Consider the following 12,283-nt stretch of genomic DNA (forward strand, 5'->3'; position numbering starts at 1 on the left):
CCAACGGGAGCGACAGGAATAACAGGAGCAACAGGTCCAACGGGAGCGACAGGAATAACAGGAGCAACAGGCCCAACGGGTGCAACCGGTCCAACAGGTACAAGTATCACGGCGACATATGCATTTGCAAATAATACGTCGGGAACAGCGATATCGGTCCTTCTTGGTGGAACGAATGTCCCGCTTCCAAATAATCAAAACATTGGTCCAGGAATTACTGTTTCTGGTGGGAATACAGTATTTACGGTTGCAAATGCTGGGAATTATTATATTTCATATACGATTAATATAACGGCTTCATTATTAGTTAGTTCACGGATTACAATTAATGGAGCACCACTTGCTGGGACGATTAATGCTCCTGCGTTAGCAACTACATCATTTAGCGCAACAATCATTACAACTCTTGCAGCAGGAGATGCTATTAGCTTGCAATTATTTGGTTTGTTAGCTGTCGCAACATTATCAACAACTACTCCAGGAGCAGTGTTAACGATAATAAGATTGAGTTAAACTATAACTCTCTTACTCTTTTAAGATTAAGAGAGTTTCTACATATAATAAGAAGTTAATGAAGTAAAGCATAGTTATATAAAAGTCAGAATATTATGATTGTAACGTTATGGTGACTATAATATAATGAAAATAACCATCATGAATGAACATTCATTTATTTTTTATGTATTTGAAGGGGGAATGAAGGTGGAAAAACCATGGTTGAAAAGTTATCCAGAGGAAATTCCGAGTACGATTTCTTATGATATTCAGCCGCTTCATAGATATGTAGAACAGATGGCTTCTCGCTACCCAGAAAAGAAAGCGCTTCACTTTTTAGGGAAGGATATTACGTTTTCGGACTTCCATGATAAGGTGAAGAGGTTTGCAAATTATCTTCAAAAGCTCGGTGTGGAAAAGGGTGATCGAGTTGCTATTATGTTGCCGAATTGTCCGCAAGCTGTAATTGGTTATTACGGTACATTACTTGCGGGAGGTATCGTAGTACAAACCAATCCACTGTATACAGAAAGGGAATTAGAATATCAGCTTCATGACTCGGGAGCAAAAGTAATTCTTTGTCTCGATTTAGTGTTTCCAAGAGTAACGAATGTTCAATCTGCTACAAAAATTGAGCATATTATCGTAACTCGTATTGCAGACTTTTTACCATTCCCTAAAAATCTATTGTATCCATTTGTGCAGAAAAAACAGTCGAATTTAGTTGTGAAAGTATCAGAGAGTGAAACGATTCATCTTTGGAATTCAGTAGAAAAAGAAGTGAATACGAATGTTGAGGTGCCTTGTGATCCTGAAAATGATCTAGCTCTTTTACAGTACACAGGAGGAACAACCGGATTTCCGAAAGGAGTTATGTTAACGCATAAAAACCTTGTTTCTAACACTTTGATGGGAGTGCATTGGTTATATAACTGTAACGAAGGTGAAGAAGTCGTCCTTGGGGTTCTTCCATTTTTCCATGTTTATGGTATGACAGCTGTTATGAATTTAAGTATTATGCAAGGATACAAAATGGTCCTTATTCCAAAGTTTGATATGAAAATGGTTTTTGAAGCGATTAAGAAGCATAAAGTGACATTGTTTCCAGGGGCACCAACTATTTATATCGCTCTTTTAAATAGTCCGCTTTTAAAAGAATACGATATTTCTTCTATCCGTGCTTGTATTAGTGGATCAGCACCACTGCCAGTAGAAGTACAGGAAAAGTTCGAAACAGTTACAGGTGGTAAACTAGTAGAGGGATATGGTTTAACAGAATCCTCTCCGGTTACACATAGTAATTTTTTATGGGAAAAGCGAGTGCCAGGTAGCATCGGAGTTCCGTGGCCAGATACAGAAGCAATCATTATGTCGCTTGAAACTGGTGAGGCATTACCGCCAGGAGAAATAGGTGAAATTGTAGTGAAAGGCCCTCAAATTATGAAAGGATATTGGAATAAGCCAGAGGAAACAGCGGCTGTATTGCAAGATGGCTGGCTCCATACAGGTGATGTTGGCTATATGGATGAAGATGGCTTCTTCTATGTAAAAGATCGCAAGAAAGATATGATTGTCGCGAGTGGATTTAATGTGTATCCTCGTGAAGTTGAAGAAGTATTATATGAGCATGAAAAAGTGCAAGAAGTAGTGACAATTGGAGTTCCAGATCCGTACCGAGGAGAGACAGTTAAAGCATTTGTTGTGTTAAAAGAAGGTACGGAATGCTCTGAGGAAGAATTAAATCAGTTTGCACGTAAATATTTAGCGGCTTATAAAGTGCCGAAAGTATATGAGTTTAGAGATGAATTGCCGAAAACGACAGTAGGGAAAATTTTACGCCGTGTTCTAATAGATGAAGAGAAGAGAAAGAATGAGGATGAGCAAACGGGCTAAGGCCCTTTCTTTTTGAAAAATAGGATTGACACTTTTCTAAATAGTCAGTATTATAAGAATATGAATGACTATTCATTCAGTCATCTTCTTGAAGGGGACAGTAAAGTGAAGAAAAATAGACCGAAATACAATCAAATTATTGATGCGGCAGTCATTGTGATTGCAGAGAATGGGTATCACCAAGCGCAAGTTTCTAAAATCGCAAAGCAAGCTGGGGTAGCTGATGGCACGATTTATTTATATTTTAAAAATAAAGAAGATATATTAATATCCTTATTCCAAGAGAAGATGGGAGAATTTGTCGAAACAATTCGTCAAAAAACAGCAGGAATTGAAAGCGCTGTATCGAAGTTATTCATGTTGGTAGAAACGCACTTCTTGCTGTTGTCGCAAAATGATCCGCTTGCTATCGTTACGCAATTAGAGCTGAGGCAGTCCAATCAAGACTTGCGCCTTAAAATAAATGAAGTATTAAAAGGCTACTTACAAGTTATGGATGAGATTTTAGAGACTGGTATAAAACAAGGTGAATTTCAAGCAGATTTAAATGTTCGCGTGGCAAGACAAATGATCTTTGGAACAGTAGATGAAGTTGTGACCAATTGGGTAATGAGCGATCATAAGTATGATCTGGTCGCACTTTCAAAAACGGTACACGGGCTACTTATTGCAGCTTGTGGTTATCGTCAATAATGGGAGGGATCATGTTGAAATTCCTATCTGTAAGAGTTGAAGATCATATCGCGGTGGCGACGTTAAATCACGCACCAGCGAATGCGATGTCTTCACAAGTTATGCATGACGTTACTGAATTAATTGATCAAGTGGAAAAGGATGATAACATTCGTGTTGTTGTTATTCACGGTGAAGGACGTTTCTTCTCAGCAGGAGCAGATATTAAAGAATTTACATCTGTTACTGAAGCGAAGCAAGCAACAGAATTAGCACAGCTTGGACAAGTTACGTTTGAGCGTGTTGAAAAATGTTCAAAACCAGTTATTGCGGCAATTCATGGAGCGGCACTGGGCGGCGGCCTTGAGTTTGCTATGTCTTGCCACATGCGCTTTGCAACTGAAGGTGCAAAACTTGGTTTACCTGAATTAACACTTGGATTAATTCCTGGCTTTGCAGGTACACAGCGCTTACCACGTTATGTTGGGAAAGCGAAAGCTTGTGAAATGATGTTAACAAGTACACCAATTACTGGTGCAGAAGCATTAAAGTGGGGACTTGTTAACGGATTGTTCTCTGAAGAATCATTTTTAGATGATACGCTTAAAGTTGCAAAACAAATTGCTGGAAAAAGTCCAGCAACAACTCGTGCTGTACTAGAGTTATTGCAAACGACAAAATCGTCTCATTACTATGAAGGTGTACAACGTGAATCACAAATTTTTGGTGAAGTATTTACGAGTGAAGATGGAAGAGAAGGTGTAGCCGCATTTTTAGAAAAGCGTAAACCTTCATTTAGTGGCAGGTAGTTCAATTATTTTTTTAATATAAATTAACAGAAAATTAAAATTGATAGAATCTTTCTGAAAAACAAGGGGGTAAATGGAATGAACATCTACGTACTCATGAAACGAACATTTGATACAGAAGAAAAAATCGTAATTAAAAACGGTGCAATTTACGATGGCGAAGCGGAATTCATCATCAACCCTTACGATGAATATGCAATTGAAGAAGCAATTCAAGTAAGAGACGCACAAGGTGGAGAAGTTACAGTTGTAACAGTCGGTGGCGAAGATAGTGAGAAAGAACTTCGTACTGCATTAGCAATGGGCTGTGATAAAGCGGTATTAATTAATATTGAAGATGATGTAGAAAATGGTGACCAGTTCACGACAGCAAAAGTGCTTGCTGAATATTTAAAAGATAAAGATGCAGATTTAATTTTAGGCGGAAACGTTGCAATTGATGGTGCATCTGGACAAGTAGGGCCACGCGTAGCTGAAGCGTTAAATATTCCATATGTAACGACAATTACAAAACTTGAAATTGACGGTACAAATGTGAAGATTGAGCGTGATGTTGAAGGTGATACAGAAGTGATTGCAACTTCATTACCAGTTTTAGTAACAGCACAGCAAGGTTTAAATGAACCTCGTTATCCATCGCTACCAGGTATTATGAAAGCGAAGAAAAAGCCACTAGAAGAAGTAGAATTAGATGATTTAGATTTAGAAGAAGATGATGTGGAAGCAAAGACAAAAACAATTGAAATCTATTTGCCTCCTAAGAAAGATGCAGGAAAAGTGTTACAAGGCGAGCTGCAAGATCAAGTAAAAGAACTTGTATCGTTGCTCCATACAGAAGCGAAAGTAATCTAATAAAATACGAAATTATATATGCAGGAGGGAAAATCTATGGCTCGTAAAGTATTAGTAATGGGTGAAGTTCGTGATGGATCGCTACGTAACGTTTCGTTTGAAGCGGTAGCAGCAGCAAAAACAATTGCAGAAGGCGGTGAAGTAGTAGGTCTTCTAATTGGAGACAGCGTTGCCTCTTTTGCAAATGAATTGATTCATTACGGTGCAGATCGCGTTGTGACAGTTGAAAATGATAAATTAAAATCATATACATCTGATGGTTATGCACAAGCGTTTTTAGCTGTACATGCTGAAGAAAATCCAGAAGGTATTGTTTTTGGACATACAGCACTTGGTAAAGATTTATCACCAAAATTAGCAGCAAAGCTTGAAGCTGGTTTAGTTTCTGACGTAACTGCTTTAGAGGTTGAAGGTGGAAATGTTATCTTCACTCGTCCAATTTACTCTGGTAAAGCATTCGAGAAGAAGATTGTAACAGACGGCATCTTATTTGCGACAGTGCGTCCAAATAACATTGCAACTCTGGAAAAAGATGAGTCTCGCAGCGGTGACGTATCTTCTATTACAGTTGATGTGAAAGATTTACGTACAATCATTCAAGATGTTGTCCGTAAAACAGCAGAAGGTGTGGATCTTTCTGAAGCGAAAGTTATTATCGCTGGCGGACGCGGTGTGAAGAGTGAAGAAGGATTTAAACCATTAAAAGAGTTAGCTGACGTACTAGGCGGCGCTGTTGGGGCATCTCGTGGTGCTTGTGACGCTGAATACTGTGAGTACTCATTACAAATTGGTCAAACTGGTAAAGTTGTTACGCCAGACTTATACATTGCATGTGGTATTTCTGGTGCGATTCAGCATTTAGCAGGTATGTCTAACTCAAAAATAATCGTTGCGATTAATAAAGATCCAGAAGCAAGTATCTTCAAAGTAGCTGACTACGGTATTGTCGGTGACTTGTTCGAAGTTGTACCTCTTTTAACAGAAGAGTTTAAAAAGTTAAAAGTACATTCATGATTTAAGTACCCTTGAGTTCCAAGTGAAGTACCCCTATATATAGAAAAAGGTGAGAGATCCCCTGTCTCTCATCTTTTTAGTATTTAATCCGTATTTTTATATAGTATAAAGGAACATTTTTTTGTTACAATACATAACGATACATATTATTCGCCACGTATATAAGTTAATGATATACTCTTGGTAGAATATACTTGAAGGAGGAAATAAAATGGCAATTGTAAACGCAAATGACCAAAGCTTCGCAGCTGAAACTAGCGAAGGTGTTGTATTATTAGATTTCTGGGCACCTTGGTGTGGACCTTGTAAAATGATCGCTCCTGTATTAGAGGAAATCGATGCAGAACTAGGCGAAAAAGTAAAAGTAGTAAAAGTAGATGTTGATGAGAACCAAGAAACTGCTCGTCAATTCGAAGTAATGAGCATTCCAGCTCTTTTCGTATTAAAAGACGGTAAAGTAGTTGATCAAACGTTAGGTTACAAACCGAAAGAAGCGTTAGTAGAATTAGTTTCTAAACATTTCTAAAATAAAAAAGCTACCAGTTGGTAGCTTTTTTATTTTCTTTTTTACAGTCTTTCCGTTACAATAAAAGAACGTATGTTGGGTGTTTGGGCATAGTATGTTTTCAAGGGAAAATAAAAATGCTAAGTATGTAGAAATGGAGGGAGACGAGTGCACGAACATTTGAAAGAGAAGTTGGCTATTTTACCAGATCAACCTGGTTGTTATTTGATGAAAGATAAGCAAGGAACGGTTATATATGTTGGAAAGGCAAAAGTGCTTAAAAATCGTGTGCGCTCGTACTTTACTGGTTCACATGATGGGAAAACACTGCGGCTTGTAGGCGAAATTGTTGATTTTGAATATATTGTAACCTCTTCGAATTTAGAAGCACTTATTTTAGAGTTAAATTTAATTAAAAAATATGATCCGAAATATAATATTCAATTAAAAGATGATAAAACATATCCTTTTATTAAAATTACGGCGGAGAAGCAACCACGCTTACTCATTACTCGAAATGTAAAAAAGGATAAAGGAAAGTATTTTGGTCCTTATCCAAATGCACAATCTGCTCATGAAACGAAAAAACTGCTAGATCGTATGTATCCGCTGCGGAAATGTACGAATATGCCAGATAAAGTTTGTTTGTATTATCATATGGGTCAATGTTTAGCGCCGTGTGTGAAAGAAGTGACGGAAGAACAAAATAAAGAAATTGTAGATGAAATTATTAAGTTTTTAAATGGTGGACATAAAGAAGTTCGTTCAGAATTAGAAATAAAAATGTATGAGGCCTCAGAGAAACTAGAGTTTGAACGTGCAAAAGAGTTGCGTGATCAAATTGCTCATATTGATGCGATTATGGAAAAACAAAAGATGATTATGAGTGACTTAGTGGATCGTGATGTGTTTGGATATGCAGTGGATAAAGGATGGATGTGTGTTCAAGTTTTCTTCGTTCGAAAAGGAAAGCTAATTGAACGTGATGTTTCTATGTTTCCAATTTACGATGAACCAGAAGAGGGCTTTTTAACGTTTATCGGCCAATTTTATGAAAACAGTAGTCATTTTAAGCCGAAGGAAATTGTCGTTCCAGGAAGTATAGACTCGGAATTAGTAGAGCGCTTTTTAGAAGTAGAAGCAACACAGCCGAAACGTGGTAAGAAAAAAGATCTTGTAGAATTAGCAAATAAAAACGCAAAAATTGCTCTTGAAGAGAAGTTTTACTTAATTGAACGTGATGAAGAACGAACGATTAAAGCAGTAGATCATTTAGGGAAGCAGCTTGGGATTGAAACGCCGTATCGTATTGAAGCGTTTGATAACTCAAATATTCAAGGAACAAATCCTGTTTCTGCAATGATTGCTTTTATCGATGGGAAACCGGCGAAGAAAGAGTATCGAAAATATAAAATTAAAACGGTTCAAGGACCAGACGATTATGAGTCTATGAGAGAAGTTGTGAGGCGCCGTTATACAAGGGCACTTAAAGAAAATTCACCCTTACCTGATTTGATTATTATTGATGGAGGAAAAGGCCATCTAGCGGCTGCAAGTGATATTCTAGAGAATGAGCTCGGATTATATATTCCGATGGCAGGTCTTGTGAAAGATGATAAACATAAAACCTCCCATTTAATTATTGGGGACCCACCGGAACCTGTGATGCTTGAGAGAAATAGCCAAGAATTTTATTTATTGCAGCGTATTCAAGATGAGGTGCATCGATTTGCGATTACATTCCATCGTCAATTACATGGGAAATCTGTCATTCAATCAGCATTGGATGACATTCCAGGAATAGGTGATAAACGGAAAAAGGTATTGTTAAAACATTTTGGTTCATTAAAGAAGATGAAAGAAGCTTCTATAGAGGAATTTGTCGAAGCGGGTATGCCGAAAAATGTCGCGGAGACGATTTATACGTATTTAACAGATAAGAAGACGTTGTAGTTTACAACGTCTTCTGTTTTTTGGTATAATTTCTGAAGATTTAAAATAAACGAATCTGAATGAAAATACAAAAAAGTCAACTAAACTGATATGTCTAGTTGACTGTAGGTAATGCTTACACTTCAATGAGATCTTTTATATCCCATTTTACAAGAAATGTAATAGAGTCAGAACGTTTTTTCTTTTCTTCGTATGACTCTGCAACGACGTTCCGTTGCTTTTGAATTTGTTCAGCGATGAATCCAGCTTCTAGTTGATAAGAAGAATGTCGTTTTTGTTTTTGACGTTCTGCAATGAGTGTGCCTTTAAGTTGGAACTGCATTTCACGACGCTTATGTTCAATAATGCTTAAAGTGCCCCAGCCAGCTTTTTCAAAGAACTGAATGACTTCTTCAATTGTTTCTAGCGGATATTTTCTTGCAAGGTTTCTACCAGACCAGTATAAAATACCATCTAAATCGTTGCCGATTAAATCAGGTAGTAATTCTTCACGTAGCAATTCATAAGCGAAGGCGTTCAATGAAACATCTTCTAAAGATGTTATATCGATTGTATTTTTACTCACAATATTCCCCTCTTTCTATAGGGATTATTATATAACATTTTTCATTTATAAAAACAGATTTTTCTTTAGGGAAATCTGAATATCTAAGAAGAAAAAAAGAATTGGCAAATTATATGCAAATTATGTATACGTTTTCTTGACGCTTCGACAAAAATAGGGGTAAAATGAACTTGTTATCAAATTATGCTGAAATATTTCGAATAATTTTTTCAGTTTTTCTTATGCCAATAGTGAAAAAACATTATTGTTATAAATTAATCTGAAAACAGCAGTCAAACATTCAAGGGGGTAATGGGGACATGAAAGGCCGCGAGTATACGTTTCGTAAGTGGCACTCATTAATGGGGGTCATCCCGGTTGGTGTCTTTTTGACGCAACATCTAATTGTAAACAACTTTGCAACAAGAGGAGCAGAGGCTTTTAACAAAGCTGCAGGCTTTATGGAGCTCCTTCCATTCCGGTATGCGCTAGAAATTTTCATCATCTTTTTACCGATACTGTACCATGCTATATATGGCTTATATATTGCATTTACAGCTAAGAACAATGCGGTTTCTTACGGTTATTTCCGTAACTGGATGTTCGTTTTCCAAAGAATTTCAGGTATCGTTACGCTGATCTTCATTTCTTGGCACGTCTGGGAAACTCGTATTCAAGCAATGTTAGGTAAAGAGGTAAACTATGATATGATGGCAGATATTTTAAACAATCCAGCTATGTTTGCATTCTACTTAGTTGGTGTTGTTTCAACAATTTTCCACTTTGCAAATGGACTATGGACATTCTGCATCAGCTGGGGAATTACAGTATCTCCACGTTCACAAAGAATCTCTACTTATGTAACATTAGCTATTTTCTTAGGTCTATCTTATGTAGGTGTGAGTGCATTATTAGCGTTCATCGATCCACAGCTAGCAAATCAGTAAGGAGTGGGAGAGCATGAAAGGGAAACTTATAGTAGTCGGCGGTGGCTTGGCTGGCTTAATGGCAACGATTAAAGCGGCAGAAGCAGGAGTAAATGTTGAACTGTTTTCTTTAGTACCAGTAAAACGTTCACATTCTGTATGTGCTCAGGGCGGAATTAACGGTGCCGTAAATACGAAAGGTGAAGGGGATTCTCCATGGATCCACTTTGACGATACAATTTATGGTGGAGACTTCTTAGCGAACCAACCACCAGTTAAAGCAATGTGTGAAGCAGCACCTGGTATCATTCATTTAATGGACCGTATGGGTGTTATGTTCAACCGTACGGAAGAAGGGCTTCTTGATTTCCGTCGATTTGGTGGAACACAACATCACCGTACAGCATTTGCTGGTGCAACAACTGGACAGCAATTACTTTACGCATTAGATGAGCAAGTACGTCGTCACGAAGTAGCAGGACTTGTAACGAAATATGAAGGTTGGGATTTCTTACGAGCTGTTGTTGATGATGAAGGTGTGTGCCGAGGAATCGTTGCACAAGACTTACAAACTATGGAGATTAAAAGTTTCGGAGCTGATGCCGTGATTATGGCAACAGGGGGCCCTGGTATCATTTTCGGAAAATCAACAAACTCCATTATTAATACAGGTACAGCAGCTTCTGCTGTATATCAACAAGGTGCATATTATGCAAATGGTGAGTTCATTCAAATTCACCCAACGGCAATTCCTGGAGACGATAAATTACGTCTTATGAGTGAATCTGCACGTGGTGAAGGTGGACGTGTTTGGACATATAAAGATGGTAAACCATGGTACTTCTTAGAAGAAAAATATCCGGCTTACGGAAACCTTGTACCTCGTGATATCGCAACGCGTGAAATCTTTGATGTTTGCGTAGAGCAAAAACTAGGTATTAACGGTGAAAACATGGTGTACTTAGATCTTTCTCATAAAGATCCGAAAGAACTAGATATTAAACTTGGTGGAATCATTGAAATCTATGAGAAATTTACAGGGGATGATCCTCGTAAACTACCAATGAAAATCTTCCCAGCTGTTCACTATTCAATGGGTGGACTATGGGTTGACTATAAGCAAATGACGAGTATTCCAGGTTTATTTGCAGCAGGTGAGTGTGATTATTCTATGCACGGTGGTAACCGCCTTGGTGCAAACTCACTATTATCAGCAATTTACGGTGGTATGGTAGCAGGACCAAACGCAATTGAATATATGAAAGGTCTTTCTAAATCATCAGATGCTGTTTCATCTACTGTATATGAGCAAAATGAATTAATCGAAACAGAGAAATTTAACAATATTTTAACGATGGATGGTAATGAAAATGCATATGTTCTTCATAAAGAGCTTGGAGAATGGATGACAGATAACGTTACAGTAGTTCGTGAAAATAAAAAGTTATTAGAAACAGATGCGAAAATTGAAGAGTTAATGGATCGTTACAAACGTATTAACATTAACGATACAGCGAGATGGAGTAACCAAGGTGCTTCATTTACACGTCAACTTGCAAATATGTTTGAGTTAGCACGTGTTATTACAATTGGCGCATATAACCGTAATGAGAGCCGCGGTGCGCATTACAAACCTGAATTCCCAAATCGTGATGATGCAAACTTCTTAAAAACTACTATGGCAAAATTTGAAGGAGAAGGAAATGCACCAGCATTCCATTACGAAGACGTTGATGTTTCATTAATTAAACCACGTAAACGTGATTATTCTTCAAAACATGATGTAGCTGCTAAGGGTGAAGAGAAGGGGGATAAACAACATGTCTGAGAAAACAATCCGCCTCATCATTACGAGACAAGATGGACCAGATGCACAAGAGTTTGACCAAGAGTTTGAAATTCCATATCGTCCTAATATGAATATTATTTCGGCGCTTATGGAAATTCGTCGTAATCCTGTTGATTCAAAAGGAAACCAAACAACTCCGATTGCATGGGATATGAACTGCTTAGAGGAAGTATGCGGAGCATGTTCGATGGTTATTAACGGAAAGCCACGTCAATCATGTACGGCTCTTATTGATCAATTAGAACAGCCAATTCGCTTAAAGCCGATGAAGACATTCCCAGTTGTACGTGATTTACAAGTTGACCGCAGTCGCATGTTTAATGCTCTAAAACGCGTTAAAGCTTGGATTCCAATTGATGGTACGTATGACTTAGGTCCAGGACCAAGAATGCCTGAGAAAAAGCGTCAATGGGCTTATGAGCTTTCAAAATGTATGACATGTGGTGTTTGCTTAGAATCATGTCCAAATGTAAACAGTAAGTCTGACTTTATTGGACCAGCGCCGTTATCACAAGCTCGCTTATTCAACTCACATCCAACGGGTGAAATGCATAAAGCAGATCGCTTACGTGCAATTATGGGAGATGGAGGACTAGCAAACTGTGGTAACTCTCAAAACTGTGTGCAATCATGTCCGAAGGGTATTCCTTTAACAACTTCAATTGCGGCATTAAACCGTGATACAACAATTCAATCGTTCAAAGATTTCTTTGGTAGCGATAATAACTATTAATAAATATTGCCTCTTCATCTTGAAGAGGCAATATTTAT

General features: G+C 37.8%; 12 protein-coding genes. 11 read left to right on the plus strand and 1 reads right to left on the minus strand.

Annotation, left to right across the window (positions count from 1 at the left end):
• From MR170_RS07255 to uvrC, 8 genes are all read left to right on the plus strand, one after another.
• Positions 1-513, plus strand: a 513-nt coding sequence (locus tag MR170_RS07255) for a BclA C-terminal domain-containing protein (protein WP_481746780.1), incomplete at its 5' end; no start/stop codon positions are given.
• Positions 514-702: 189 nt separating this feature from the next.
• Positions 703-2,388 carry a long-chain-fatty-acid--CoA ligase gene (locus MR170_RS07260; RefSeq protein WP_029443384.1) on the plus strand — a complete coding sequence of 562 codons (1,686 nt, stop codon included), beginning with the start codon at positions 703-705 and terminating at the stop codon, positions 2,386-2,388.
• 105 nt (positions 2,389-2,493) lie between these two features.
• Positions 2,494-3,081, plus strand: a complete 588-nt coding sequence (locus tag MR170_RS07265) for a TetR/AcrR family transcriptional regulator (RefSeq protein ID WP_000742223.1) — start codon at positions 2,494-2,496, stop codon at positions 3,079-3,081.
• Between the two features lie 11 nt (positions 3,082-3,092).
• Positions 3,093-3,869: an enoyl-CoA hydratase gene (locus MR170_RS07270; RefSeq protein WP_016080145.1), complete on the plus strand. Its 777-nt coding sequence runs from the start codon at positions 3,093-3,095 to the stop codon at positions 3,867-3,869.
• A gap of 78 nt (positions 3,870-3,947) precedes the next feature.
• Positions 3,948-4,721, plus strand: coding sequence for an electron transfer flavoprotein subunit beta (gene etfB, locus MR170_RS07275; RefSeq protein ID WP_016080146.1), 774 nt, complete (start codon positions 3,948-3,950; stop codon positions 4,719-4,721).
• Between the two features lie 36 nt (positions 4,722-4,757).
• The gene (gene etfA / locus MR170_RS07280) at positions 4,758-5,735 is read left to right on the plus strand and encodes an electron transfer flavoprotein subunit alpha (protein ID WP_000101946.1); all 978 of its coding nucleotides are present in this window, start codon (positions 4,758-4,760) and stop codon (positions 5,733-5,735) included.
• A gap of 211 nt (positions 5,736-5,946) precedes the next feature.
• Positions 5,947-6,261, plus strand: coding sequence for a thioredoxin (gene trxA, locus MR170_RS07285; RefSeq protein WP_001018944.1), 315 nt, complete (start codon positions 5,947-5,949; stop codon positions 6,259-6,261).
• Between the two features lie 147 nt (positions 6,262-6,408).
• Complete coding sequence (uvrC, locus tag MR170_RS07290; protein ID WP_000544296.1) at positions 6,409-8,193, plus strand: excinuclease ABC subunit C; 1,785 nt, start codon at positions 6,409-6,411, stop codon at positions 8,191-8,193.
• Positions 8,194-8,308: 115 nt separating this feature from the next.
• Here uvrC and MR170_RS07295 read toward each other — a convergent pair whose 3' ends face one another.
• Complete coding sequence (locus tag MR170_RS07295; protein ID WP_000042214.1) at positions 8,309-8,758, minus strand: YslB family protein; 450 nt, start codon at positions 8,756-8,758, stop codon at positions 8,309-8,311.
• Positions 8,759-9,057: 299 nt separating this feature from the next.
• On the opposite strand from MR170_RS07295, the gene sdhC reads away from it, so the two are divergent.
• From sdhC to sdhB, 3 genes are read left to right on the plus strand one after another with little or no spacing between them, the layout of a single operon-like run.
• The gene (sdhC, locus tag MR170_RS07300) at positions 9,058-9,684 is read left to right on the plus strand and encodes a succinate dehydrogenase cytochrome B558 (RefSeq protein WP_000678354.1); all 627 of its coding nucleotides are present in this window, start codon (positions 9,058-9,060) and stop codon (positions 9,682-9,684) included.
• 13 nt (positions 9,685-9,697) lie between these two features.
• Complete coding sequence (gene sdhA / locus MR170_RS07305) at positions 9,698-11,491, plus strand: succinate dehydrogenase flavoprotein subunit (RefSeq protein ID WP_000676743.1); 1,794 nt, start codon at positions 9,698-9,700, stop codon at positions 11,489-11,491.
• Positions 11,484-12,245 (plus strand): succinate dehydrogenase iron-sulfur subunit, encoded by a 762-nt coding sequence (sdhB, locus tag MR170_RS07310; protein WP_001291830.1) that lies wholly within the window; start codon positions 11,484-11,486, stop codon positions 12,243-12,245. Before sdhA ends, sdhB begins: the two co-directional genes overlap by 8 nt.
• The last annotated feature ends 38 nt before the right edge of the window (positions 12,246-12,283 follow it).

It is taken from the genome of Bacillus cereus group sp. BfR-BA-01524, assembly GCF_022662595.1.
GTDB classification, from domain to species: domain Bacteria; phylum Bacillota; class Bacilli; order Bacillales; family Bacillaceae_G; genus Bacillus_A; species Bacillus_A thuringiensis_S.

Bases quoted from the DNA above. Each gene is read 5' to 3' on its own strand.
- sdhB (WP_001291830.1), top strand. From the start codon at position 11,484: ATGTCTGAGAAAACAATCCGCCTCATCATTACGAGACAAGATGGACCA.
- etfA (WP_000101946.1), top strand. From the start codon at position 4,758: ATGGCTCGTAAAGTATTAGTAATGGGTGAAGTTCGTGATGGATCGCTA.
- MR170_RS07270 (WP_016080145.1), top strand. From the start codon at position 3,093: ATGTTGAAATTCCTATCTGTAAGAGTTGAAGATCATATCGCGGTGGCG.
- sdhA (WP_000676743.1), top strand. From the start codon at position 9,698: ATGAAAGGGAAACTTATAGTAGTCGGCGGTGGCTTGGCTGGCTTAATG.
- sdhC (WP_000678354.1), top strand. From the start codon at position 9,058: ATGAAAGGCCGCGAGTATACGTTTCGTAAGTGGCACTCATTAATGGGG.
- etfB (WP_016080146.1), top strand. From the start codon at position 3,948: ATGAACATCTACGTACTCATGAAACGAACATTTGATACAGAAGAAAAA.
- trxA (WP_001018944.1), top strand. From the start codon at position 5,947: ATGGCAATTGTAAACGCAAATGACCAAAGCTTCGCAGCTGAAACTAGC.